Source organism: Streptomyces sp. NPDC026515, from assembly GCF_055567595.1.
Window position 1 is genome coordinate 443058 of the sequence record NZ_JBVHQD010000006.1, and the last position, 23092, is coordinate 466149.

Sequence of the window (23092 nt, forward strand, 5' to 3'; positions counted from 1 at the left end):
CTCCCGGGCGGTGGATTCCATCTCTTCGTCGCCGGCCTCGGCGGGGGCGCCGCCCTCGCCGAGGCGGCCGAGGCCCTCGAACGTCGTGACGCGGCCCGGGAGCAGGAGGAAGTGCTGTGCAGGAAGCGGGAGTTGCAGGACCGGGTGAGTGCGATCAAGGAACGGATACACAGCACGCGCGCACCCGCCCTGCGGGCGGCCACCGCCGTCGGATCCGCCTTCGCCATGCGGAACACCAACCCGGACTCCGAGGACGCGGCCTTCCTCGGAGTCTCCGACGAACCGAGATCCGCCCACGACGCGAACGACACGTTCGAGCCTGCCGGGCCGTCAAGACCGCTGGGGCGCGCACGCGAGTGAGTCGTTCCTGCTCGGCCGGCACCTCACCGGCCTCCTGGACGCCCCGGCCCCCTCGCGCACGAAGAGACGCGCACCCTGATCCACGAACGGCCGGTCCCGCGCACCGACGACACGGAACTCGTCGCGGCGGTGGACCGGATGGTGCGACACCACACGGCAGCGGAGCCGCTCACCGGCAGACGGGCCTGCTGCCGCGGTCGCCGCCGGAGTCCACGCGCGGGACCCGGACGTCCTGCTCTTCCCCGGGGTCCTCTGACGACACGCCCTGCCCGCATGGCAGTTCGTGCCATCACCACACACATGCACGCATGTCCTCGAACGGCGGAAACGCCCGAGGGCGGCACCCCCTGTCGGAACAGGGGGTGCCGCCCTCGGTCAGGACGAGCGATCGACAGGGTCGATCAGAAGTCCATGTCACCGCCCGGCATGCCGCCCGGAGCGGCCGCGGCGGCCTTCTCCGGCTTGTCGGCGATGACGGCCTCGGTGGTCAGGAACAGCGCGGCGATGGAGGCGGCGTTCTGCAGCGCGGAACGGGTCACCTTCGCCGGGTCGATGATGCCCTCGGCGATCATGTCGACGTACTCGCCGGTCGCGGCGTTCAGGCCGTGGCCGACCTGGAGGTTGCGCACCTTCTCGACGACGACGCCACCCTCGAGACCACCGTTGACGGCGATCTGCTTGAGCGGGGCCTCCAGAGCGAGCTTCACGGCGTTGGCGCCGGTCGCCTCGTCACCCTCGAGCTCCAGCTTCTCGAACACCTGGGAGGCCTGGAGCAGGGCCACGCCACCACCGGCGACGATGCCCTCCTCGACGGCCGCCTTCGCGTTGCGAACGGCGTCCTCGATGCGGTGCTTGCGCTCCTTGAGCTCGACCTCGGTCGCGGCACCGGCCTTGATGACGGCGACGCCACCGGCGAGCTTCGCCAGGCGCTCCTGGAGCTTCTCGCGGTCGTAGTCCGAGTCGGACTGCTCGATCTCGGCGCGGATCTGGTTGACCCGGCCCTGGACCTGCTCGGTGGAGCCGGCGCCGTCGACGATGGTGGTCTCGTCCTTGGTGATGACCACCTTGCGGGCGCGGCCCAGCAGGTCGAGGGTCGTGTTCTCCAGCTTGAGACCGACCTCCTCGGAGATGACCTCGCCGCCGGTGAGGATGGCGATGTCGTTCAGCATCGCCTTGCGGCGGTCGCCGAAGCCCGGGGCCTTGACGGCGACGGACTTGAAGGTGCCGCGGATCTTGTTGACGACCAGGGTCGACAGGGCCTCGCCCTCGACGTCCTCGGCGATGATCAGCAGCGGCTTGCCCGACTGCATGACCTTCTCCAGCAGCGGGAGCAGGTCCTTGACGGAGCCGATCTTCGAGTTGGCGATCAGGATGTACGGGTCGTCGAGGGACGCCTCCATACGCTCCATGTCGGTGGCGAAGTACGCCGAGATGTAGCCCTTGTCGAAGCGCATACCCTCGGTGAGCTCCAGCTCCAGACCGAAGGTCTGGGACTCCTCGACGGTGATGACGCCTTCCTTGCCGACCTTGTCCATGGCCTCGGCGATGAGCTCGCCGATCTGGGTGTCGGCGGCGGAGATGGAGGCCGTGGAGGCGATCTGCTCCTTGGTCTCGACGTCCTTCGCCTGCTCCAGAAGGGCACCGGAGACGGCCTCGACGGCCTTCTCGATACCGCGCTTCAGAGCCATCGGGTTGGCGCCGGCCGCGACGTTGCGCAGGCCTTCCTTGACCAGGGCCTGGGCGAGAACGGTCGCGGTGGTCGTACCGTCACCGGCGACGTCGTCCGTCTTCTTGGCGACTTCCTTGACCAGCTCGGCGCCGATCTTCTCGTACGGGTCCTCCAGCTCGATCTCCTTGGCGATGGAGACACCATCGTTGGTGATCGTGGGGGCGCCCCACTTCTTCTCAAGGACGACGTTGCGGCCCTTGGGGCCGAGGGTGACCTTGACGGCGTCGGCGAGCTGGTTCATACCGCGCTCAAGGCCGCGCCGCGCCTCCTCGTCGAACGCGATGATCTTGGCCATGTGAAGTGGTCCCTCCAGGACTGGGGGTGAGTCTTCGGACCGCGCCCGCGCCCGCGACGGACGGCTCGCCGACCCGTGGGTTCCTTGCCCCACCCGGCCTGCGGGCCTCACCGACCCGGTCCATTTTTGTCACTCTCACCTTCAGAGTGCTAACGCCAATGATTAGCACTCGCCCATCGAGAGTGCAAGGCGCGCTCGCGAAGCGAGTGCCCGTCGAGGGGTGGTGGCCGGGTGACGGGCGGACGCAAGCGCCTCCCGGAGACCGGGGTCCGCGCCACGGCCCCGGGCCGGACCGCGCCGGGACGCACGGCGGGCGCGCCAGGGCCAACTCGTCCCGGGCATGCCAAAGGGCTCGTAACCCATGACTCCCCATGGGATACGAGCCCTCTGACAAAGAGAGAAGAACGACGCTGTCAGTCGGCGCGCGCTTCAGCCGGTCGCGAGCCGGACCATGTCCGCCTGCGGCCCCTTCTGGCCCTGCGAGATCTCGAAATCGACCCGCTGACCTTCCTCCAGGGTGCGGTAGCCGTCCATCTGAATCGCGCTGTAGTGGACGAAAACATCCGCACCACCGTCGACCGCGATGAAGCCGTACCCCTTCTCCGCGTTGAACCACTTGACGGTGCCCTGAGCCATGCCTAACTCCCCTATTACTGGCCCTTGCACAGATCCACACTTCGCGGATCCGGGTCAGACCTCACCCCCCAATGGTTGGGGGCGTGCGCCGGAACGCGTCGACCGCGGCTGAATGTATCTGTCCAACTGCCGTCTGCAACAGGTCAATCGGACGAGAATTCTGGACGGGAAGGGTCCGGAATGTAGCAAGAATTCGGCCGAATTCAGGGCAAGTCGGGCCCTATAAAAGCCACAAAAGCCGCGTACAACCCGCGCACTTTGGCTACTTCTTGGCGGGTCGGCGGTATCGAATACGGGGCTTCCGACCTGGAGATCGGGACCGCGTTCCCCAACTGTACCGCGCTCAACCACACAGAATTGCCCCCTCCGCTTCTCTCACGGAGGGGGCAATCCGATGAACACTCGGTGATCGGCATTACCGAAGGTAATGTTCGGTCATCCGATCAGCCTGTCAGCAGGACGGCAGGTCAGCCGCCGGCCACGGCCGGGATGATGGAGACGCCGGCGCCGTCCGGGGTGGCCGTCTCCAGGCCCTGCTCGAACCGCACGTCGTCGTCGTTGACGTACACATTCACGAACCGGCGCAGCTTGCCCTCGTCGTCGAGAACGCGGGCCGCGATCCCGGTGTGGTTCTTCTCCAGGTCGGAGATGACTTCGCCGAGGGTGACCCCTTCGGCACTGACTTCGGCCTGCCCACCGGTGTAGGTGCGCAGGATGGTGGGGATGCGAACGGTGACGCTCACGTTGAAACCTCCGGTTGGGGCGACGCCCGGTATTTTTACGGCTGACTCAGGCGAGCCCGGCCTCACGGAACGAATCGAGTGTCGGCCGGATGGTCGCCGTGAGCCCGGTCCCCGCCACGGCGTCCAGCGTCTTCAGCCCATCACCCGTGTTGAGTACAACGACCGACTTCGCCGGATCGATCAGCCCGTTCTCGATGAGCTTCCTGGTGACTCCGACCGTCACACCGCCGGCGGTCTCCGCGAAGATTCCCTCGGTCCGCGCGAGCAGCTTGATCGCGTCGACGACCTCTTCGTCGGTGACGTCCTCCACCGCGCCGCCGGTGCGGCGCGCGATGTCGAGGACGTACGGACCGTCGGCGGGGTTGCCGATGGCGAGGGACTTGGCGATCGTGTTCGGCTTCTGCGGCCGGACCACGTCGTGACCCGCCTTGTAGGCCACCGACACCGGCGAGCACCCCTCGGCCTGCGCGCCGAAGATCTTGTACGGCCTGTCCTCCACGAGCCCGAGCCTGATCAGCTCCTGCAGACCCTTGTCGATCTTCGTGAGCTGCGAGCCGGAGGCGATCGGAATGACCAGCTGGTCCGGGATCCGCCAGCCGAGCTGCTCGCAGATCTCGTACGCCAGGGTCTTGGACCCCTCCGCGTAGTACGGCCGCAGGTTGACGTTGACGAAGCCCCAGCCCTCGCCGGCCGAGTCGCCGATCAGTTCGGAGCAGAAACGGTTCACGTCGTCGTAGTTGCCCTCGATGCCGACGAGTTCGCCGCCGTAGACCGCGGCCATGACGATCTTGCCCTGCTCCAGGTCGTGCGGGATGAACACGCAGGAGCGGAAGCCGGCCCGGGCGGCGGCGGCACCGACCGCGCCGGCCAGGTTGCCGGTGGAGGAGCAGGAGAGCGTGGTGTAGCCGAAGGCGCGCGCGGCCTCGACGGCCTGGGCGACGACCCGGTCCTTGAAGGAGTGCGTCGGGTTGCCGGAGTCGTCCTTGACGTACAGGCCGCCGGTGACGCCCAGTTCCTTCGCCAGGTTGTCGGCCTGGACGAGCTTGGTCCAGCCCGGATTGATGTTCGGCTTGGTGGCCACGTCCGCGGGGACGGGCAGCAGCGGCGCGTAGCGCCAGATGTTGGCGGGACCCGCTTCGATCCGCTTCCGCAGTTCCTCGGTGTCGTAGGCCGAGAAGTCGTAGGCGATCTCGAGCGGGCCGAAGCACTCCTCGCAGGCGAACACCGGGCCGAGCGGCACGCGGTGGCCGCATTCGCGGCAGCTCAGCGCAGTGGCGGGACCGAGGTCGACGGGCGCGGAACCAGAAGCGGCGGTGGAGTCGGTGGTGGGTGCAACAGTCTGCGCAGCCATGTGAGGCGAGGCCCTTTCTCCTCATCTTCCTCACGACGCATCTCGCCGTGAGACGGATTTGGCACCTTCCCTAGCCGGGAGCCTCGCGGGTGATCGACAGTGAGCGGCGATCCACGAGTAACCGACTGGAGGGTTGCCGGGGCTTCATCGGGCCGTATCCCTCTGCCCCTCTGGATGAGCGGTATGCAGTTGTCAACGTCGGGTGACCCCAGGACATGCGATGGTCACCGGCGTTGTTCAAGACTGTAACCGAAGGCCAGGACAGTTGAGAGAGCCGTCCGAACCGCGAGATGGATCACACCTCGCAGTGTGATCGTGACAGTGAGGAGCCGCTGACTGTGCTGGAAGAAGTCGAGCGCTGGCTGGCCACCCGCTCCTGGTCCGTGAACGACCGTCCGCTGCACCGGATACTCGCCGCCAAGCAGCGCAGCGGGCAGTCCGTCTCCGTCGTGCTGCCGGCGCTCAACGAGGAGGAGACCGTCGGCGACATCGTCGCGATCATCCGCCACGACCTGATGCGGCAGGCGCCGCTCGTCGACGAGATCGTGGTCGTCGACTCCGGTTCCTCCGACCGGACGGCGGCGGTGGCCGCGGCGGCCGGCGCCCGGGTCGAGCACCGCGACACGATCCTGCCGCGCATCCCCGCCGTCCCCGGCAAGGGCGAGGTGCTCTGGCGCTCCCTCCTGGTCACCACCGGGGACATCGTCTGCTTCGTCGACGCCGACCTGCGCGAGTTCTCCTCCGACTTCGTCACCGGGATCGTCGGCCCGCTGCTGACCGACCCGGACGTGGACCTGGTCAAGGCGATGTACGACCGCCCGCTCGCCGGTTCGGCCGGGCAGGGCGGCCGGGTGACCGAGCTGATGGCCCGTCCGCTGCTGAACATGCACTGGCCGCAGCTGGCCGGATTCGTCCAGCCGCTCGGCGGCGAGTACGCGGCCCGCCGCTCGCTCCTCGAACAGCTCCCCTTCCCGGTCGGCTACGGCGTGGAGCTCGGCATGCTGATCGACGCCCTGCACCTGGTCGGCCTGGACGCCCTCGCCCAGGTCGACGTGGGGGTGCGCAAACACCGTCACCAGGACGGCCAGGCGCTCGGCCGGATGTCCGCCGCGATCTACCGCACCGCCCAGCTGCGGCTGGCCCGCGGCCACCTGATCCGGCCCGCCCTGACCCAGTTCGAACGGGGCGAGGACGGCTTCGAACCGCGCACCTACTCGGTGGACACCGAGGAACGGCCGCCGATGGCGGAGATCACCGAGTACGCGGAGCGCCGGGTGGCCTGACCGTGGCCTGACTTGACCGTACGGCCGTATACGGTGGCGCGTCGGGCGCTGCCGTACGTTTGAGCGTTTCCGAGCCGGGCTAGGTTGTGGCGTATGGCTTTCACCAGCGGTGCTGAGGTGCTGGTCGCGTCCAACCGCGGCCCGGTTTCGTACGAGGTGCGCCCCGACGACGCGGACGGCGCGCTGCACGCCAAGCGGGGCGGCGGCGGGCTGGTCTCGGGTCTGTCGGCGATCGGGCCGGACGCGAACGCGGTGTGGGTGTGCGCGGCACTGAGCGACGGTGACCGGGAGGCGGTACGGCGGGCCGAGGGCGGCCGGCTGCCGGCCGGGGACACCGGCGGGCAGCAGGTCCGGATGCTCGACATCGCGCCGGACGTGTTCGCGGACGCCTACAACGGCATCGCGAACTCGGTGCTCTGGTTCGTCCACCACATGCTGTACCAGACCCCGCTGGAGCCGGTCTTCGACGCGGAGTTCCGGCGGCAGTGGGCGTCCTACCAGGCCTACAACCAGGCGTTCGCGGAGGCGCTCGCGCAGGAGGCCGGCCAGGGTGCGGTGGTGGTCATCCAGGACTACCACCTGGCGCTGGCCCCGCGGATGCTGCGCCGGCTGCGGCCTGATCTGCGTATCGGCCATTTCTCCCACACCCCGTGGGCGCCGCCGGACTACTTCCGGCTGCTCCCCGACGACATCGCGGCGGAGCTGCTCAGCGGGATCCTGGGCGCCGATCACGCGGCGTTCCTGACCCGGCGGTGGGCGGACGCGTTCGTGGCCTGCTGTCACGCGGTCCTCGGCCCCGGAATCCCGGCCGCCGGGGAGACCCGGATCGGGGTGCACGGGCTGGGTGCCGACGCGGAGTTCCTGCGGAAGCGGTCGCACGAGCCGGACGTGGACGAGCGGATGCGGACGCTGCGTGAGGAGATCGGCGAGGACCGCAGGACGATCGTCCGGGTGGACCGCACCGAGCTGTCGAAGAACATCGTGCGGGGACTGCTGGCGTACCGGCAGCTGCTCGACGACCACCCCGAGTGGCGGGAGCGAGTGGTGCATGTCGCGTTCGCGTATCCGTCGCGGCAGGACCTCGCGGTGTACCGCGACTACACGGCCGAGGTGCAACGGGTCGCGGACGACATCAACTCGACGTACGGGACGGCTGGTTGGACACCGGTGGTGCTGCACGTGAAGGACGACTTCGCGAGGTCGCTGGCGGCCTACCGGCTGGCCGACGTGGCGCTGGTGAACCCGATCCGGGACGGCATGAACCTGGTCGCCAAGGAGATCCCGGTGGTCTCGGACGAGGGGTGTGTGCTGGTGCTCTCGCGGGAGGCGGGGGCGTACGAGGAGCTGGGCGAGGACGCGGTGGTCGTGAACCCGTACGACGTCGGGGGGACGGCCGCGGCTCTCCAGGAGGCGTTGACCATGGGGGTGGAGGAGCGGGCGGAGCGGACGAAGCGGTTGGCCGCGGCGGCCACCGCGTTGCCGCCGACGGCTTGGTTTCTTGAGCAGTTGGCGGCGTTGGGGGGCTGAGTTCCTCGGCCGCGGGCCGGTGGGGGCTTGTCGCGCAGTTCCCCGCGCCCCCTACGGGGCGCTCTGCTCGGCCAGGTTTTTCAGCAGTCGTACGACTTCCTCCGGGCCGTCGACCACGAGGTCGGCTCGGTCGGCGAGTTCTGTGACCTCCGCGCTGCCGCTGCAGACCAGCAGGCCCGGGACGCCTTCCTCGCGCAGTTCCTCCACCGCAGCGAAGGCCGGGATGTCGCCCAGGTCGTCGCCGGCGTAGAGGATCACGCCCGCGCCGATCTCCCGTGCGTAGGCGCGCAGTGCCACACCCTTGTCCATCCCCGGCGGGCGGAGTTCCAGGACCAGGCGGCCCGGTTCGACGATCAGGCCGTGCCGCGTGGCCAGGCCGGTGAGCGGTGCGCGCAGGGCCTCGAAGGCGGCCTGCGGGTCGTCGGCCCGGCGGGTGTGGACGGCCAGGGCGTGGCCCTTGTCCTCGGTCCAGGTCCCCTGCGCCCCCACTCCGGCGATGACGGCCGGGAGTTCGGCGCGGACGGCCGCGATGCCGGGGTGCGGTGGGGGCGCGGTGATCTCGCCCGTCGCCGCGTCCCAGCGTTCGGCGCCGTAGTGGCCGAGGACGACGAGGTGGTCCAGACCGGAGACGCCGGCGAAACCGCCGTAGCGGACGGCGATCTCGGTGGGGCGGCCGGTGATGACGGCGACGGCGGCCACCTTCGGCGCGAGGGCCGCCAGGGCCGGTACGGCGTCCGGGTGGGCCCGCGCCTGCTCCGGGTCGGCGACGATCGGCGCGAGCGTCCCGTCGAAGTCGAGGCCGACGAGGGCGGAGCGGGGCTGCGAGAGGAGGGCTTCGAGGCCTTCGCGACCAGCGGGGGTGCGTGGCGTCGGAAGGGATTCCGTGGATTGGGTGCCCATGCGACCGACAGTATCCGAGCTCCGCTTAAAGGGCGCTGGGGGTGCCCCCCGGTTCGAAGGCCGGGGGCGGAACTGCGCGACAAGCCCCCACCGGCCCGCAGCTCCAAGCGGCACCGGCCCCTCACCGCTCCCCGCGCCGCGACTCCCGCACCCGCCGCAGCCTGTTCACCGTCACCGGGTCGTGGGCCAGTGCCCGCTCGTCGTCGAGGAGGGCGTTGAGGAGCTGGTAGTAGCGCACCGGCGCCAGGTCCAGTTCCTCCCGGATCACGCGCTCCTTCGCGCCAGGGCTCGGAAAGCCCCGGCGTTCCAGGGCGAGGATCGCCTGCTCGCGTGCGCCCAGTTCTTGCCGGTCCATGCGGAGAACGGTAACGCTCAGTCCGACTTCGTACGGCTGTCCGCCGCTGCCGCCTCGGCCTGGAGCCGGGTGAGGACGGCGCTCGGGTCGCCCGTGGCCGTGACCGCCGCGCCTATCTGCTTCTTGACGTCGGCGCTGATCGCGGCCCAGGAGGTCTTGCCGGCCGGGTACAGCTCGGAGGTCGGGAGCTGATCGAGGAAGGGGCGGAGCTGCTTGTCCTGGGTCCGCGAGGAGTCGGTCATCGTCTGGGACGCGGACGTGGTGACCGGCAGCAGGCCGTACTCGCGGGAGAAGTCGAGCACGTTCTTCTCGCTGTAGACGTAGTCGAGGAAATCGCCGACCTGGTCCGCGTGGCCGTTCTGCCTGAACGCCGCCATCCAGTCCGTGACGCCCATGGAGGCGGTGGTGGTGCTCTGGCCGGCGCGGGCCGGCATCGGCACGGCGCCGAACTTCACGCCCTTCTTCTCGGCCTGCTTGATGAGCGTGGGGTGGCCGTTGAGCATGCCGACCTGGCCGTCGGCGAAGTCGGCGAACGCGGTCGCGCGGTTGAGCCTGCCGGGCGCCGTCGGCCCGGTCAGCCCCTTGCCCACCAGCTCGTCCTTGAGCCAGGTGAAGGTGTCGACGTTCTCCGAGGAGTCGATCGTGTACGTGCCGATGTCGTCGGTGTAGCCGCCGCCGCCGCTGAGCAGCCACTGCATGGTCTCCGCCTGTGCCTCCTCGGAGCCGAGCGGCAGCGCGTACGGGTACCTCACGCCGTCCGCCTTGAGCGCCTTCGCGTCGGCCGCGAGCTCGTTCCAGGTGGTGGGCGGGGTGGTGATGCCGGCCTCGGAGAAGAGGGTCTTGTTGTAGAAGAGGACGCGCGTGGACGCGGCGAAGGGTATGCCGTACTGCGCGTGGTTCCACTGGCCCGCCTCGGCGAGCTGGGAGGGGAAGTCGGCCTGGACCGGGATGGAGAGCAGGTCGCCGGCCTCGTACAGGTCGCCGGCGGCCGCGTAGTCGGCGTACGAGCCGATCTGCGCCAGGTCGGGCGCCTTGCCGGCGGCGACCATGTCCTTGACCTTGCGGTCGACGTCGTTCCACGAGTAGACGGTGACGTCGACCTCCACGTCGGAGTGCGTGGCCTCGTACGCCTTGGCCAGCCGGTCCCAGTACTTCTGGGAGCTGTTGGCGGCGGAGTCCCCGTAGTCGGCTGCGACGAGTCTGATGGTGACGTCCGAGGATCCGGTCGTCCCACAGCCACCGAGGACCGCGATCATGCCCGTTGCGGACACCATCGCGATCATTCCTGCCCTACGCCGCCGCACGTGTACTGCCCCTGTCTGACTGTCTAGCTGTTCAATATGTGGACCCATAAGGTCTACACCACGCAAGTGGACTAGACCTCTTGCGGGTCGGAGGGCCACACTGTCCCCGTGAGACATGTCATCGCCCTGGACGTGGGCGGCACCGGAATGAAGGCCGCACTGGTCGGCCCGGACGGCGAGCTGCTCCACCAGGACCGCCGGGCGACCGGCCGCGAGCGCGGCCCCGACGCCGTCGTCGCCGCGATCGTCGGCTTCGCCGCCGACCTGTACGCGTACGGCGAGAGGCACTTCGGCGCGGGCGCGGGCGCGGCCGGCCTCGCCGTACCCGGCATAGTCGACGAGCCGAACGGCGTCGCGGTCTTCTCGGCCAACCTCGGCTGGCGCGACGTTCCCCTGCGCGCGCTGCTCGCCGACCGGCTCGGCATCCCGGTCGCCCTCGGCCACGACGTGCGCACCGGCGGCCTGGCCGAGGGCCGGCTCGGCGCGGGCCAGGGCGCGGACCGCTTCTTCTTCGTGGCGCTCGGCACCGGTATCGCGGGCGGCTTCGGCCTGGACGGCCGGGTGGAGCCGGGCGCGCACGGCTTCGCGGGCGAGATCGGCCACGTCGTCGTACGGCCGCAGGGCGCCCCCTGCCCGTGCGGGCAGCGCGGCTGTCTGGAGCGGTACGCGTCGGCGGCCGCGGTGAGCGAGGCGTGGGCGAAGGCCACCGGCGATCCGGACGCGGACGCCGCGCAGTGCGCGAGGTCCGTCGCGTCCGGCGACCCGAACGCCGTCCGGGTGTGGGGGGAGGCGGTGGCGGCCCTGGCCGACGGCCTGGTCACCGCCCTCACACTGCTCGACCCACGCGTCCTGATCATCGGCGGCGGTCTGGCGGAGGCGGGAGACGTGCTGTTCCGGCCGCTGCGGGAGGCCGTGCAGAGCCGGGTCACCTTCCAGAAGCTGCCGACGATCGTCCCGGCCGCGCTGGGGGACACGGCGGGGTGTTTGGGGGCGGGGCTTCTCGCCCAGGACCTACTAGCGACGACAACTCCGGAGGTAATCCCCTGATGGCCGCCAACGAGCCGCACCACAGCGCCCCCCTGGGGGCGCGGGGAACTGCGCGACAAGCCCCCACGCACCCGCGCCCGGGTGCGGACGGTCTGGTCCTCTCCGGTGCCCGGGTGGTTCTTCCGACCGGAGTGGTCGAGAACGGCCGACTCGCCGTCGAGGGCACCCGGATCACCGCGGCCCCCTCCGAGAACGCCCAGGTCGTCGACGTCACCGGCCACTGGCTCCTGCCCGGCTTCGTCGACATCCACAACCACGGAGGCGGCGGAGCCTCCTTCAGCTCGGGCACCGCGGAGGAGGTCCTCACCGGCGTCCGCACGCACCGCGTGCACGGCACCACCACCCTCGTCGCCTCCACCGTGACCGACGACATGGACGTCCTCGCCCGCCAGGCCGGCCTGCTCTCGGAGCTGGCCGAGCAGGGGGAGATCGCCGGCATCCACTTCGAGGGCCCGTTCATCTCCCCGTGCCGCAAGGGTGCCCACTCCGCGGCGCTGTTGCGCGATCCGGACCCGGCGGAGGTCCGCAAGCTGCTCGACGCGGCGCGCGGCCACGCCAGGATGGTCACGCTCGCCACCGAACTGCCCGGCGGTATCGAGTCGGTACGTCTGCTCGCCGAGCACGGCGTCATCGCCGCCGTCGGCCACACGGACGCGACCTACGAGCAGACGGTCGAGGCGATCGACGCGGGCGCCACGGTCGCCACCCACCTCTTCAACGCGATGCCGCAGCTCGGCCACCGTGCGCCGGGCCCGATCGCGGCCCTCCTGGAGGACCGGCGGGTGACCGTCGAGCTGATCAACGACGGCACCCATCTCCACCCGGCCTCCCTGCAGTTGGCCTTCCACCACGCGGGCCCCGACCGGGTCGCGTTCATCACGGACGCCATGGACGCGGCCGGCCGCGGCGACGGCCGCTATCTGCTGGGCCCGCTGGAGGTCGAGGTCACCGACGGGGTCGCCCGGCTGGTGGAGGGCGGTTCCATCGCCGGCTCCACCCTGACCCTGGACCGCGCGCTGCGGCGGGCGGTGACGGTCGACGGGCTGCCCGTGGAGCACGCCGTGGCCGCCCTGTCCGCCAACCCGGCCCGGCTGCTCGGCCGTTACGACCGCGTCGGCTCGCTGGAGCCCGGCAAGGACGCCGACCTGCTCGTCCTGGACGCCGACTTCACGCTGAAGGGCGTGATGCGGCAGGGCGCCTGGGTGGTCGTACCCGAACTGCGCTGAAACGGCCGGCCCCGCCACCTGGACGCGGTGGCGGGGCCGGGCCGGACCACCGGCCGGGCCGTCAGCGCCGCCCGTGGTCGAGGGCGGCGACCTCGCGTACGGCCGCGGCGACGGCCCGGAAGTCCTTCTTCAGGATCGCGCCGTGATTGCTGGCGACCTTCGCGCTCAGCCGCAGGTTCGGATTCCGCTCGAACACCTGGTCGAGACTGGCGCGGATCTCCTCCTGCTCGTCGCCCTTGCTGCCGAGGGACGACCCGGAGGCGAGCACGTACCGCACCTGCACGCTGATGCCGTCCAGCACGGGGCCCAGTTCGCGGGCGCGGGAGAGTCTGCCGAGCTCGATGTTGGATTCCGCCATCTGCGCGGGGTTCAGCCGCGGGGTCAGACCCGTCGGGCGCAGCAGCGGCATGAACCAGCCCATCCGCCGGAACAGCTTCCGGATCCGCTCCTCCATGGCCTCGTCCAGCCAGTCGTGCGGTGCCGCGCCGTCGACCAGGACCGCGCCCAGGGCACGTTCCGGATTCCGGGCGGCCCAGTGCGCACCGACGACCGCCCCGTAGGACCAGCCCACCACCAGCGCCCGCTCCACTCCTCTGGCCGCGAGGACGGCGTCGACGTCCCGCACGGCGGCCTCGAACGAGTAGTCCGCCGAGACCTTCGACTTCCGGCCGCGGGCCCGTTCGTCGTAGGTGATGTGCCGGAAGTCAGCGCCCAGTTCGGCGATGACCCGCCGCCAGTACCCCTGCGTGGCGAACTGGCCGTTGAGGTAGACCACCGGGATTCCGCTGCCGCCGGTGTCGGTGACGGCCAGGGCCGTGTCGTCGACCGGCACCATGCCGGTCCACCGCGAACCGGCCGGGTGAGTGCCGTTCTGCGTCATGTCTTCCCCCTGTTGGTGTGAGCGTGTCGGGTGCGGCGGCGGTTGCTCAGAGGCTGCGAGCGGTGATGTCGCCGCGCGAGGTGGTGGCGCGGATGTCGAGTTCGGCGGTGCCGTCGTTCTTGAGGGCGTTGCTCACGCGGCCGTAGCCGGTTCCGGCGTCCAGGGCGGCCGAGACGCCGGCGGCGGCCCCGACCGAGATGTCACCGTCCTGGGTGCGGAGCACGACCGTGCCGGCCCCGGCCTCGGCGATCCGGATGCCGCCCCTGGTGGTGCTGATCTCCGCGGAGCCGCCCAGCCGGCCGACCTCGACGTCGCCGTCGAGTGCGGTGAGGCGGACGCTCGCGGCCTCGTCGATCTTGATCTGGCGGTACGCGCCCTCGAACGCGATGTCGCCGAGGCGTCCGACACCGCGGAGTTCGGCGCCGGAGGTGGTGGCCTCGACGTGGGAGCCGGCCGGCAGCTGGACGGTGACCTCCACGGATCCGGACGGTCCGAGGAACTGGTTGCCGAAGGCCGCGACCGTGATCCGCAGGACGCCGTCGGCGTAGGTGACGGCGGCCTGTTCGGCGGTCTTGACGTCCCGGCTCTTGGCGCGGTTGGCGGGCAGCACCTCGACGGTGGTGTCGGCACGGTCCGCGGCGATGAGCTGGACGCGTCCGGCGGGGATCTCCAGGACGGCGGTGACCGGGGCGGGGGTGTCGAACTTCTGCATCGTGCTCTCCTCAGACTCACTGCCTTCTGTTTCCGACAGACGAAAAGCTACGTTGCGTTCACCGATTGAGCAACATACCTGTCGAGCAAAAACCCCGTAATTGCAGACCAGTGCCACGATATTGTTGCATTGACGCTCGGAGTGAATGCAACGACAGCCAGGCGTCCGTTGCAATGGACTGAAGGTGAACGCTATTCTGGGCCCGATACGAACCGTCGAAGGCCGTGAGGAGACCGCGATGCCGGGAGGCAGGCTCACCCAGCAGGAACGTCAGCAGATCGCGCTGGGACTGGCCGACGGCCTCGCCTACGCCGAGATCGCCAGAGGTCTCGACCGTCCGACCTCGACGGTCACCCGCGAGGTGCTGCGCAACGGCGGCCCCACCGGCTACCGCGCCGACCTGGCCCACCGCGCCACCGAGCGCCGCGCGCACCGCAGCAGGCAGGCCGCGCCCAAGGGCACCGAGGCGCCGGCGCCGGCCCACGGACGCGATCCCGAGGCCGTGCGCGCGTACGAGGAGACACTGACCGGCGTCATGGTGGCGTCGGGCATGACCGCGATGCCGGCCCGGGTGATGGCCTCCCTCACCCTCGCCGACTCCGGCAGCCTCACCGCGTCCGAACTCGTCGAGCACCTGCAGGTCAGCCCGGCGTCCGTCTCCAAGGCGATCGGGTTCCTGGAGAGCCAGGGCCTCGCCCGCCGGGAACAGGGCGAGGGCCGCCGCGAGCGCTACATCGTCGACGACGACATCTGGTACCAGTCGATGATGGCCAGCGCCCGGTCCACCGCCCGGATCGTCGAGATCGCCCGGCAGGGCGTCGGCGTCCTCGTCCCCGGCACCCCGGCCGCCACCCGCCTGGAGAACATCGCCCGTTTCCTCGACTTCGTCAGCGAGAGCATCGCCCGCGCCGCGGAACAGGCCCGCGAGATCCTCCACACCAGACCCGAGCCACCGTCCGGCGACTGACCGGCTCTAGGCCGGTCGCCGTCTCTTTGGCATGATCGGGACCCCGAAACGTACGGCGCGAGGGGGAGGTCGCCGGTGATCCTCACCGTCACGCTGAACACCGCTCTCGACATCACCTACCGGGTCGGCGCGCTGCGCCCGCACGCCTCGCACCGCGTCTCCGACGTGACCGAACGGCCGGGCGGCAAAGGCGTGAACGTGGCCCGGGTGCTGGCCGCCCTCGGGCACCGGACGACGGTGACCGGCTTCGCCGGCGGCGTCACCGGGCAGGCGGTGCGGGAGCGTCTCACGGAGTCGGCGGGGGTGGTGGACGCCCTGCTCCCGGTGGTCGGCCCGACCCGCCGCACCATCGCTGTCGTGGACGAACGGACGGGCGACACGACCCAGTTGAACGAGCCGGGCCCGCAGATAGCGCCGGCCGAGTGGGGCGCCTTCCTCGACCACTACGAGGAACTCCTCACCGACGCCTCGGCGGTGGCACTGTGCGGTAGCCTGCCGCCGGGGGTACCGGTCGGCGCGTACGCGGGCCTGATAAAGACCGCTCGGGCCGCCGGTGTGCCGGTCCTCCTCGACACCAGTGGGGAGCCGCTGCGGCGCGGGGTGGCCGCCCGCCCGGACCTGGTCAAGCCGAACGCCGTCGAACTGGCCGAACTCACCGGCTCCCACGAGCCGTTGCGCGCGACCCAGGACGCCCGCCGCCGGGGCGCCCGCGCGGTGGTCGCTTCCCTGGGCCCGCGGGGCCTGCTGGCCCGCACCCCGGAGGGCCACTGGCAGGCGACCCCTCCGGCCCCCATGCACGGCAACCCGACCGGCGCAGGCGACTCAGCAGTAGCCGGCCTGCTCTCCGGCCTGGTGGAACACCTGCCATGGCCGGACCGCCTGTCCCGGGCCCTCGCCCTGTCCGCCGCGACCGTGGCGGCACCGGCGGCCGGCGAGTACAACCCGGCCGTGTACGCCGAACTCCTGCCCCGGGTCACGGTGTCGGGCGGAGGAAACGCCGCGTAGGGCCAATTAAAAACGAAGCGGATTTCTCCGTCACAATTTCCAGCCACCCCTTCTTCAGGGTCCTGACAACCTACTCAGGACCAAAGGGCGATCACCTTGCAGAAGAAACTGGCGGCAGCAGCGACCATAGCAACTACAATTCTCCTGTTTGCCGCCGCTACAAGCCCAGCCGGTGAAGTCGACGACGACTATCGCGGGTGCGAGACTACTGGCGCAACAGGGGCAATCAGAGTCTCCAACTGGTCAAGCCCCACCGCAACCGTGAACATTCACTTCAGCTTGACCGACACGCTGGCCGATGGTCATCACGTCAGGATTCGATTCATTTCCACTGAAGGTGATGACACGAGAAAGAACTGGGCCTGGCACAGCAACACCAACGGCTCCGGCCAGACCGTCACATTGACCTCCAGCGCTTCGGACAGTCGAGGTCTGATCACGGTCGGCGTACAGGTCGCAAGATTTGAGGGCGACACTCTTCTAAACTCTTGCACGGATTGGACTGGTTGAGCCCATCACCTGTCCTCGAAGCGGAAAGTACCGCCGCATCAACACAGAGGCGGTACTTTCCCTCCGGAGGATCGTCACTCGGTAATCCGCGGGCTACTTCCAGCCCGACTTCAGCCAGAGCTGGTCAAAGTTGACGTCGCACTGGTTGCCCTGTTCGCAGGAGATCTTGATGGTGTTGGTGCCCTTGTTGAGGGTGATGTCCGCCCAGGTGTTCGTCCAGCCCTTTTCGTAGTCACCCGCTGGCGCTTTGGCGAAGTTCCCGAGATTTATCGGACGATTCTGCGCCGTGCCGTTGATCGTGAGCGTGGCGCTGGCGTCCTTGCCGGGAACGCCGTACGTGGAGAACAGCGTGTACTTACCGGCCTCGGTGATCCCGTTCACGGTCCAGGTGATGGATGCGCCCGCCTGGTTGAAGTTCCCGACGTAGATGCCGCCGCCGGCCTTCGCGCCCTTCACGTCCGAAGCGACCGTGGCGCCACCGCCGAGCCGCAGTGCCTTCGCGTCGATCTTCGGTAGTTCACCCGATGCCGACACCGAGCTGGTGCTGGAGGGGGACGGGGATGCGGTCTCGGGCTGGGTCGGGGACGGGGACGTGCCGCCGTTCGCCTTGTCGTCGTCGCCGTTGCCGTTCAGCATGGCGACGCTGATGCCTATGACGACCGCCGCGACCACCGCGATGGCGCCGATGAGGAGGCCCTTGGTGTTCGGGCCCCGGCCGCGGCCGGAGGACGGCGTCTGCTGGCGGGTGGTGGTCGCGCCGCCCGGGAGCGTCTCCGGGGCCTGGTAGGCCGCGGACGGCTGCTGGCCGTAGCCGCCGGCACCCGGCTGCTGCTGCGGAATGGTCTGACCGCCGTACGGCGGTGCCTGCGGCGCCTGCGGCTGGCCGCCATAGGTCCGCTCACCGACCGAGCGCACCCTGCTGACCGCGTTCGGGTAGCCATAGCCACCGGAGCCGGACGGCGGCTGGGCCCCTCTGGCCTGGCCGTCGGCGTACAGGTAGCCGAACGGGTCCTCGTCCTCGGGCGTGCTCGCGCCGTTGTCGCCGGGCGTCATCCCTTGGTACTCCTCAACAGGTGCGGGCGGATGCGGTACGGGTATTGAGAGTCGAGCCTACCCGCTCCTGCTGAGCCAAACGGGTGACTCAGACCGCATCAACGCGATGACCTGGGAATCATCCTGCCCGGCGATGTTGTTTGGGACGAGATCGTTTCTCTACGTACATCCGCTCGTCGGCGGATTTCAGGACTTCGTCCGCCGTCATGCCGCAGTGCGCCCACCCGATGCCGAAGCTGGCGCCCACCCGGACGGCCCGCCCCTCGGCGCGGATCGGCTGGATGATCTCGTTGCGCAGGCGTACCGCCAGGTCCTGGGCGTCGGCCTTGCCGAGCCCGTCGGCGAGGATCACGAACTCGTCGCCGCCGAGGCGGGCCACGGTGTCCCCGTCCCGGACGCCCCGGGTGAGCCTGCGGGCGACCTCGATGAGGACGGCGTCACCCGCGTTGTGCCCGAACCGGTCGTTGATCGACTTGAAGCCGTCGAGGTCGCAGAAGAGCACCGCGAGCCCCTTGGCGCCGTCGTCGCGGCCCTCCTCGGGGGCGACGGTGTGCACATGGTGGTCGTAGCCGTCGTACGACTGGACCGACGCGGCGAAGTCGAACCCGTGGCCGTTGACGTCGTAGGCGGGGTGGCCGTAGGCCGCGTCCAGGGACTCCAGGCCGTCGGTGTCGGCGCGCCGGCAGAGCCGGGAGGAGAGCCGGGACCGCAGCTCCGCGGAGTTCGGCAGGCCGGTGAGGGAGTCGTGGGAGGCGCGGTGGGCGAGCTGCAGCTCGCGGCGCTTGCGCTCCTCTATGTCCTCGACGTGGGTGAGCAGGAAGCGGGGTCCGTCGGCCGCGTCGGCGACCACGGAGTTGCGGAGCGAGACCCAGACGTACGTGCCGTCCCGGCGGCCGAGGCGGAGCTCGGCGCGGCCGCCCTCCGCCGAGGTGCGCAGCAGGGTGCCGATGTCCTCGGGGTGGACCAGGTCGGAGAAGGAGTACCGGCGCATCGCGGAGGCGGGGCGGCCCAGCAGGCGGCACAGGGCGTCGTTGGTGCGCAGTATCCGGCCGTGCTGGTCGCCGCCCATCTCGGCGATCGCCATGCCGGAGGGGGCGTACTCGAAGGCCTGCCGGAAGGACTCCTCGCTGGCCCTCAGGGCCTGCTGCTCGCGCTCCAGCCTGACCAGCGCCCGCTGCATGTTCGCGCGTAGACGCGCGTTGCTGATGGCGATCGCGGCCTGGAAGGCGTACATCTGCAGGGCCTCGCGGCCCCAGGCGCCGGGGTGCCGGCCGTTGCGCGGGCGGTCCACGGAGATCACGCCGAGCAGTTCGCCGCAGGAGCTGCCCGATATGCCGGGCGTGTACATGGGGGCGAAGAGCCGGTCCGAGGGATGCCACTCGTCCTCGAAGCGGGGCGCGGGGCCGTCGGTGTACCACTGCGGGACGTCGTCGTCGTCGAGGACCCAGCCCTCGGTGTGCGGTATGAAGACGAGGTCGCCCCACTTCTCGCCCATGCCCAGCCGCCGGTCCCAGGAGTCACGGGAGCCGACCCGGCCGGTGATCAGGGCCTCGGCGGCGGAGTTGCCGGAGAGGGCCGCGACCACGAGGTCGCCGTCGGGACGTACGAGGTTCACGCACGCCATCTCGAACCCAAGGGCGGTGATCACGCCGTCGGCGACGGTCTGCAGGGTGTCCGCCAGACTGCGGGCCGTGTTCATGTCGGCCATGACCTGGTGCAGTTGTCGCAGGGACGCAAGACGGACGTAGGGTTCCGACTCGGTCTCCATGTTCGCCCTCCCCCCGAGACCTCGCAGCGAATCAAGGGTCTGCTTCGGCGCTACTTTTCCCCGCCACTGAATCACAGCGCGCTGCCCACTCGGTACACAGGGTCAACAATTAATGCCCCTTGTGACTCAAGTCACAGCAGAACATGAGCAATTGCGCGGAGTTTCTGCGTTCTCCCTGTGCGTTTACCGAACACAGTCTTTGGGTGTGTGTGCACATGATGCACGTTACGGGCTTTCCCCACCCCGCCCTTGGTCCTAGGACCCGGCTCGGGCGGATGGCCGATGCGGCTGCACAGGGGGCGACACTAGCGTTTCCGGCGTGCTGAAGACTCCCTCCCCCACCGCCGCAGAAGCCACCGGGCATGCTGTGGGGGTGAGCAACGAAGCGTTCAAGGCGGCCCTGGCCCGGCTCGCGGCGGGCGTGGTCCTGGTGACCGCGCAGGAGCCGTCGCTCGACCCGGACGACCCGCTGGCGCCGACCGGCGAGGACGTCGGCATGACCGCCACCGCGTTCATGTCGGTGTCGCTCGACCCGCCATTGGTGCTGGTCAGCCTGCGTGAGGGCTCCCGCATGGACGACCTGCTGGACGAACAGCCGCGCTGGGCGGTCTCCGTGCTCACCGAGAGCCAGCGCCACATCGCCGGCCGCTTCGCGATGAAGGGCCGCATCAGCGACCGCCTGCTCTTCGAGGACATTCCGTACGTGCGGGGCGAGGCCTCGGGCGCGCCCCTGGTCGGCGGCGCGCTCGCGACCCTGGAGTGCCGCACCGAGCAGCGGGTGCCGGCCGGGGACCACACCCTGGTGATCGGCCGCGTCCTGACCGCCGATCTGCCGAGCGCGGAAGGCGGACCGCTGATGTATTTCCGGGGCCGATACCGGCAGCTGGGATGAAACCGCGCGGTCTGTTTTTCAATTCCCGCGGGCACACTTTCCGCGGCCGCACGGCGAAAGGCCGTTCGGCGGTGCGATGCGATCGCGAACGGAAAATCCCGGAGGGGATCCACAAGGCGGATCCGCCGTCGGCCACTACGACCAGTCGCGGCCCGACCGGCCTCGTTTGGTGTCCGACCGCTGCTTCTTCTCCCGCAGCCGGCGTTCATTGATACCGCGCGGGATACGGGTCGGCGTGCGGGGCTTGGGCGGGGGCGCGGTGGCCTCGGCGAGCAGGGCCGCGAGGCGTACGGCGGCGGTCTCGCGGTTGCGCCACTGGGAGCGGTGCTCGGACGCCCTCACGACGACCACGCCGTCGACGAGCCGCCCGGCCAGCCGTGCCAGCGCCCGCTCCTTCCACACCGGCGGCAGCGCCGCGGTGTTCGCGAGGTCGAAGCGCAGCTCCACCTGCGAGTCACTGGTGTTGACGTGCTGCCCGCCCGGCCCGGACGACCGCGAGAAACGCCAGTTGAGCTCGGCCTCGGGGAGCGAGACTGAGCCGCGGATGAGATACGGACCGGCCATGCCTCCATGGTCGCGCGGCTGACCGGCACACGTCACGCGAATATCGCCCTTCACCCGTTTGGCAAAGAAAGTAAAGCGACCTGGAACCTTCGGTACCCCTCGTGGCGTTCATACGGGTAGCTGTAGCTTCAAGCCCGTACGCCGCACGGCCGTACGCAAACGAGGGAAAGGACTCCCGACCATGGCTGTAAGCCTGTCCAAGGGTGGCAACGTCTCGCTCACCAAGGAGGCTCCGGGCCTGACCGCCGTCACCGTGGGCCTGGGCTGGGACGTCCGCACGACCACCGGCACGGACTTCGACCTCGACGCCTCGGCGATCGCGGTCAACACGCAGGGCAAGGTCTACTCCGACGCCCACTTCGTCTTCTTCAACAACAAGCAGACGCCGGACAACACGATCGTCCACACGGGCGACAACCGCACGGGTGAGGGCGCCGGCGACGACGAGGCGATCAACGTCAACCTGGCGGCCCTCCCGGCCGACATCGACAAGATCGTCTTCCCGGTCTCGATCTACGACGCGGAGACCCGCTCGCAGAACTTCGGCCAGGTGCGCAACGCCTACATCCGCATCGTCAACCAGGCCGGCGGCGCCGAGATCGCCCGCTACGACCTCTCCGAGGACGCGGCCACCGAGACGGCGATGGTCTTCGGCGAGCTGTACCGCAACGGCGCGGAGTGGAAGTTCCGCGCGGTGGGCCAGGGCTACGCGTCCGGCCTGGTCGGCATCGCCCAGGACTTCGGCGTCAACGTCTGACGGTCGCAGCTCGCCGCGCTGTACGGGAGCCCCTGGTACGACACCGGGGGCTCCCGTCCTGCGTTCAGCTCCCCGCCGCGTACGCCACGAAGGGCCCCCAGGCGGATGGGGCCAGGACGAGCCGGGGGCCGGGGGCGGAGGGCTCACGCGTGTACGTGTACTTGGAGTCGCGGACGTGGATGGCGGTGGGGGCCGGGGCTATTTCGAGGCAGGACTCGCCGTTGGTGCCACCGCTGTAGCTGCTCTTGAACCACACCAGTCCGGCGGGCTCCACGGAGGAGGCGTTGCGGATCATGTCTCTCCCAGCAGTTGCTCAATGAAGGCCTGCGACTCCCGCGGAGGGAGAGCCTGCGCCCGGACGGTGCCATAGTGCAGCTCAATGAGGCGAAGCTGTTTCGGGTCCGTGGTCGGTCGTCCGTTGAACGCGCCGTCGGCACGTCCGACGGCCGTGCCGTCCGGGAACTTCAGCAACTCGATCCTGCCGTCCAGTCCCGGGTGCGCATCCGTGTTGGTCGGCATGACCTGAAGTGTGACGTGATGCAACCGCCCCGCCTCCAACAGGCGTTCGAGCTGCTGCCGCCACACCATTGTGCCTCCAACCTGCCGGCGCAGCGGCGCCTCTTCCCGCACGGAGTGCATGGACGGAGCCGGATCGCGCTCGAAAACCGACTGCCTGGCCAGACGTGCCGTCACCATGCGCTCCACGTCGTCCGGTGAATAGGGCGGTTGCGCGGCGGAGATCACGGCTCGCGCGTGCTCAGGAGTCTGAAGCAGCCCGGCGATGATGTTGCACTCGTACAAGCCGATCTCAACGGCCTGCGCCTCCAGCTTGGCCAGCTCCCGTACCTTCTTCGGGTAGCGGACCTTCTTCACGTCCTCCCACATCGCAGAGACCTGTCCGCCCGCGTCCAGGACCTCGTCCGCCCGGTTCAGGTACTCCTGGCGGGGAATCCGCTTGCCGCCCTCGACCTTGTAGACCATGTCCTCGCCGTAGCCGACGGCCTCCCCGAACTCGGCGGCCCGCATCCCCGGCGCCTCCCGCCGCAGCTTCGGCTGACGCCCGACCGTGGCGACGACCGCCACGCCCCAGTCGTCGTCCGGGTCGACCTCCCAGCCCGGCTCGGTCACCTCGCCCATCCCACTCCCCTTCGTGCCCTACGCCCGTGCCCGACAGGCAGGACAGCACCGGACAAGGGCCGGACAGCCACCGTGCGCAACGGCTCCGTCA

At 69.9% G+C, this 23092-nt stretch carries 24 protein-coding genes and 1 riboswitch; of the genes, 10 read left to right on the forward strand and 14 right to left on the reverse strand.

Going from position 1 to position 23092, the window contains the following annotated elements; genetic code table 11:
- Positions 1 to 111 precede the first annotated feature (111 nt).
- On the forward strand, positions 112 to 360 hold the full coding sequence (locus tag ACZ4O3_RS15145) for a hypothetical protein (RefSeq protein WP_467722397.1): 249 nt from the start codon (positions 112 to 114) through the stop codon (positions 358 to 360).
- Positions 361 to 761: 401 nt separating this feature from the next.
- On the opposite strand, the gene groL is transcribed toward ACZ4O3_RS15145, so the two are convergent.
- The 4 genes from groL to thrC form a co-directional block, all read right to left on the reverse strand.
- Positions 762 to 2384 (reverse strand): chaperonin GroEL, encoded by a 1623-nt coding sequence (groL, locus tag ACZ4O3_RS15150; RefSeq protein ID WP_351711336.1) that lies wholly within the window; start codon positions 2382 to 2384, stop codon positions 762 to 764.
- A 429-nt stretch (positions 2385 to 2813) separates the two neighbouring features.
- The gene (locus ACZ4O3_RS15155; protein ID WP_007493268.1) at positions 2814 to 3020 is read right to left on the reverse strand and encodes a cold-shock protein; all 207 of its coding nucleotides are present in this window, start codon (positions 3018 to 3020) and stop codon (positions 2814 to 2816) included.
- A 467-nt stretch (positions 3021 to 3487) separates the two neighbouring features.
- Positions 3488 to 3763 (reverse strand): MoaD/ThiS family protein, encoded by a 276-nt coding sequence (locus ACZ4O3_RS15160; protein ID WP_362719938.1) that lies wholly within the window; start codon positions 3761 to 3763, stop codon positions 3488 to 3490.
- Between the two features lie 46 nt (positions 3764 to 3809).
- Positions 3810 to 5114: a threonine synthase gene (thrC, locus tag ACZ4O3_RS15165; protein ID WP_362719941.1), complete on the reverse strand. Its 1305-nt coding sequence runs from the start codon at positions 5112 to 5114 to the stop codon at positions 3810 to 3812.
- Between the two features lie 18 nt (positions 5115 to 5132).
- Positions 5133 to 5295, reverse strand: a riboswitch (SAM riboswitch).
- Positions 5296 to 5452: 157 nt separating this feature from the next.
- On the opposite strand from thrC, the gene ACZ4O3_RS15170 reads away from it, so the two are divergent.
- Together ACZ4O3_RS15170 and ACZ4O3_RS15175 are read left to right on the forward strand one after the other, a co-directional pair.
- A complete protein-coding gene (locus ACZ4O3_RS15170) occupies positions 5453 to 6397 on the forward strand; it encodes a glucosyl-3-phosphoglycerate synthase (RefSeq protein ID WP_362719944.1) in 945 nt (314 codons plus the stop codon).
- Positions 6398 to 6490: 93 nt separating this feature from the next.
- Entirely contained in the window at positions 6491 to 7924 is a 1434-nt protein-coding gene (locus tag ACZ4O3_RS15175) for an alpha,alpha-trehalose-phosphate synthase (UDP-forming) (RefSeq protein WP_467722399.1), read from the forward strand.
- Between the two features lie 51 nt (positions 7925 to 7975).
- Here ACZ4O3_RS15175 and otsB read toward each other — a convergent pair whose 3' ends face one another.
- The 3 genes from otsB to ACZ4O3_RS15190 all read right to left on the reverse strand — a co-directional run bounded on the left by otsB (position 7976) and on the right by ACZ4O3_RS15190 (position 10453).
- Positions 7976 to 8824 (reverse strand): trehalose-phosphatase, encoded by an 849-nt coding sequence (gene otsB / locus ACZ4O3_RS15180; protein ID WP_362719950.1) that lies wholly within the window; start codon positions 8822 to 8824, stop codon positions 7976 to 7978.
- A gap of 121 nt (positions 8825 to 8945) precedes the next feature.
- Positions 8946 to 9179, reverse strand: coding sequence for a DUF3263 domain-containing protein (locus ACZ4O3_RS15185; protein WP_467722400.1), 234 nt, complete (start codon positions 9177 to 9179; stop codon positions 8946 to 8948).
- A 17-nt stretch (positions 9180 to 9196) separates the two neighbouring features.
- On the reverse strand, positions 9197 to 10453 hold the full coding sequence (locus tag ACZ4O3_RS15190; protein ID WP_467722401.1) for an extracellular solute-binding protein: 1257 nt from the start codon (positions 10451 to 10453) through the stop codon (positions 9197 to 9199).
- Positions 10454 to 10591: 138 nt separating this feature from the next.
- Between ACZ4O3_RS15190 and ACZ4O3_RS15195 the strand changes: the two genes are divergently transcribed.
- Together ACZ4O3_RS15195 and nagA are read left to right on the forward strand one after the other, a co-directional pair.
- The gene (locus ACZ4O3_RS15195) at positions 10592 to 11530 is read left to right on the forward strand and encodes an ROK family protein (protein ID WP_467722403.1); all 939 of its coding nucleotides are present in this window, start codon (positions 10592 to 10594) and stop codon (positions 11528 to 11530) included.
- Positions 11530 to 12756, forward strand: coding sequence for an N-acetylglucosamine-6-phosphate deacetylase (gene nagA, locus ACZ4O3_RS15200; RefSeq protein ID WP_467722405.1), 1227 nt, complete (start codon positions 11530 to 11532; stop codon positions 12754 to 12756). The genes ACZ4O3_RS15195 and nagA overlap by 1 nt, the downstream gene beginning before the upstream one ends.
- Before the next feature lie 61 nt (positions 12757 to 12817).
- Here the strand turns inward: nagA and ACZ4O3_RS15205 are convergent, their stop codons facing one another.
- Both ACZ4O3_RS15205 and ACZ4O3_RS15210 read right to left on the reverse strand, forming a co-directional pair.
- Positions 12818 to 13636: an alpha/beta fold hydrolase gene (locus tag ACZ4O3_RS15205; RefSeq protein ID WP_467722406.1), complete on the reverse strand. Its 819-nt coding sequence runs from the start codon at positions 13634 to 13636 to the stop codon at positions 12818 to 12820.
- 46 nt (positions 13637 to 13682) lie between these two features.
- On the reverse strand, positions 13683 to 14348 hold the full coding sequence (locus ACZ4O3_RS15210) for a DUF4097 family beta strand repeat-containing protein (protein ID WP_362715762.1): 666 nt from the start codon (positions 14346 to 14348) through the stop codon (positions 13683 to 13685).
- Positions 14349 to 14586: 238 nt separating this feature from the next.
- On the opposite strand from ACZ4O3_RS15210, the gene ACZ4O3_RS15215 reads away from it, so the two are divergent.
- The 3 genes from ACZ4O3_RS15215 (at position 14587) to ACZ4O3_RS15225 (ending at position 16830) form a co-directional block, all read left to right on the forward strand.
- Positions 14587 to 15315, forward strand: a complete 729-nt coding sequence (locus ACZ4O3_RS15215) for a GbsR/MarR family transcriptional regulator (RefSeq protein ID WP_362715795.1) — start codon at positions 14587 to 14589, stop codon at positions 15313 to 15315.
- Positions 15316 to 15390: 75 nt separating this feature from the next.
- Entirely contained in the window at positions 15391 to 16320 is a 930-nt protein-coding gene (locus tag ACZ4O3_RS15220; RefSeq protein ID WP_467722408.1) for a 1-phosphofructokinase family hexose kinase, read from the forward strand.
- Positions 16321 to 16416: 96 nt separating this feature from the next.
- A complete protein-coding gene (locus ACZ4O3_RS15225; protein ID WP_467722409.1) occupies positions 16417 to 16830 on the forward strand; it encodes a hypothetical protein in 414 nt (137 codons plus the stop codon).
- Positions 16831 to 16923: 93 nt separating this feature from the next.
- Here ACZ4O3_RS15225 and ACZ4O3_RS15230 read toward each other — a convergent pair whose 3' ends face one another.
- Positions 16924 to 17883, reverse strand: a complete 960-nt coding sequence (locus ACZ4O3_RS15230; RefSeq protein ID WP_467722411.1) for a carbohydrate-binding protein — start codon at positions 17881 to 17883, stop codon at positions 16924 to 16926.
- 118 nt (positions 17884 to 18001) lie between these two features.
- Positions 18002 to 19651 (reverse strand): diguanylate cyclase CdgB, encoded by a 1650-nt coding sequence (gene cdgB / locus ACZ4O3_RS15235; RefSeq protein ID WP_362715772.1) that lies wholly within the window; start codon positions 19649 to 19651, stop codon positions 18002 to 18004.
- Between the two features lie 319 nt (positions 19652 to 19970).
- Between cdgB and ACZ4O3_RS15240 the strand changes: the two genes are divergently transcribed.
- Positions 19971 to 20543, forward strand: coding sequence for a flavin reductase family protein (locus ACZ4O3_RS15240; RefSeq protein WP_467722413.1), 573 nt, complete (start codon positions 19971 to 19973; stop codon positions 20541 to 20543).
- A 135-nt stretch (positions 20544 to 20678) separates the two neighbouring features.
- Here ACZ4O3_RS15240 and arfB read toward each other — a convergent pair whose 3' ends face one another.
- Positions 20679 to 21107 (reverse strand): alternative ribosome rescue aminoacyl-tRNA hydrolase ArfB, encoded by a 429-nt coding sequence (gene arfB, locus ACZ4O3_RS15245; protein WP_362715778.1) that lies wholly within the window; start codon positions 21105 to 21107, stop codon positions 20679 to 20681.
- Positions 21108 to 21288: 181 nt separating this feature from the next.
- On the opposite strand from arfB, the gene ACZ4O3_RS15250 reads away from it, so the two are divergent.
- Entirely contained in the window at positions 21289 to 21864 is a 576-nt protein-coding gene (locus tag ACZ4O3_RS15250) for a TerD family protein (RefSeq protein ID WP_351484356.1), read from the forward strand.
- Between the two features lie 64 nt (positions 21865 to 21928).
- Here the strand turns inward: ACZ4O3_RS15250 and ACZ4O3_RS15255 are convergent, their stop codons facing one another.
- A complete protein-coding gene (locus ACZ4O3_RS15255) occupies positions 21929 to 22159 on the reverse strand; it encodes a DUF397 domain-containing protein (protein WP_467722415.1) in 231 nt (76 codons plus the stop codon).
- Positions 22156 to 23001, reverse strand: coding sequence for a helix-turn-helix domain-containing protein (locus ACZ4O3_RS15260; RefSeq protein WP_467722416.1), 846 nt, complete (start codon positions 22999 to 23001; stop codon positions 22156 to 22158). The genes ACZ4O3_RS15255 and ACZ4O3_RS15260 overlap by 4 nt, the downstream gene beginning before the upstream one ends.
- Positions 23002 to 23092: the final 91 nt, after the last annotated feature.

Excerpts from the sequence above, each read along its gene's own strand:
- ACZ4O3_RS15190 (WP_467722401.1), bottom strand. The coding sequence starts at position 10,453 with ATGGTGTCCGCAACGGGCATGATCGCGGTCCTCGGTGGCTGTGGGACG.
- nagA (WP_467722405.1), top strand. The coding sequence starts at position 11,530 with ATGGCCGCCAACGAGCCGCACCACAGCGCCCCCCTGGGGGCGCGGGGA.
- ACZ4O3_RS15205 (WP_467722406.1), bottom strand. The coding sequence starts at position 13,636 with ATGACGCAGAACGGCACTCACCCGGCCGGTTCGCGGTGGACCGGCATG.
- thrC (WP_362719941.1), bottom strand. The coding sequence starts at position 5,114 with ATGGCTGCGCAGACTGTTGCACCCACCACCGACTCCACCGCCGCTTCT.
- ACZ4O3_RS15255 (WP_467722415.1), bottom strand. The coding sequence starts at position 22,159 with ATGATCCGCAACGCCTCCTCCGTGGAGCCCGCCGGACTGGTGTGGTTC.
- ACZ4O3_RS15185 (WP_467722400.1), bottom strand. The coding sequence starts at position 9,179 with ATGGACCGGCAAGAACTGGGCGCACGCGAGCAGGCGATCCTCGCCCTG.
- arfB (WP_362715778.1), bottom strand. The coding sequence starts at position 21,107 with ATGGCCGGTCCGTATCTCATCCGCGGCTCAGTCTCGCTCCCCGAGGCC.
- ACZ4O3_RS15230 (WP_467722411.1), bottom strand. The coding sequence starts at position 17,883 with ATGACGCCCGGCGACAACGGCGCGAGCACGCCCGAGGACGAGGACCCG.
- ACZ4O3_RS15210 (WP_362715762.1), bottom strand. The coding sequence starts at position 14,348 with ATGCAGAAGTTCGACACCCCCGCCCCGGTCACCGCCGTCCTGGAGATC.
- ACZ4O3_RS15155 (WP_007493268.1), bottom strand. The coding sequence starts at position 3,020 with ATGGCTCAGGGCACCGTCAAGTGGTTCAACGCGGAGAAGGGGTACGGC.
- cdgB (WP_362715772.1), bottom strand. The coding sequence starts at position 19,651 with ATGGAGACCGAGTCGGAACCCTACGTCCGTCTTGCGTCCCTGCGACAA.
- ACZ4O3_RS15215 (WP_362715795.1), top strand. The coding sequence starts at position 14,587 with ATGCCGGGAGGCAGGCTCACCCAGCAGGAACGTCAGCAGATCGCGCTG.
- ACZ4O3_RS15260 (WP_467722416.1), bottom strand. The coding sequence starts at position 23,001 with ATGGGCGAGGTGACCGAGCCGGGCTGGGAGGTCGACCCGGACGACGAC.
- ACZ4O3_RS15250 (WP_351484356.1), top strand. The coding sequence starts at position 21,289 with ATGGCTGTAAGCCTGTCCAAGGGTGGCAACGTCTCGCTCACCAAGGAG.
- otsB (WP_362719950.1), bottom strand. The coding sequence starts at position 8,824 with ATGGGCACCCAATCCACGGAATCCCTTCCGACGCCACGCACCCCCGCT.
- ACZ4O3_RS15175 (WP_467722399.1), top strand. The coding sequence starts at position 6,491 with ATGGCTTTCACCAGCGGTGCTGAGGTGCTGGTCGCGTCCAACCGCGGC.
- groL (WP_351711336.1), bottom strand. The coding sequence starts at position 2,384 with ATGGCCAAGATCATCGCGTTCGACGAGGAGGCGCGGCGCGGCCTTGAG.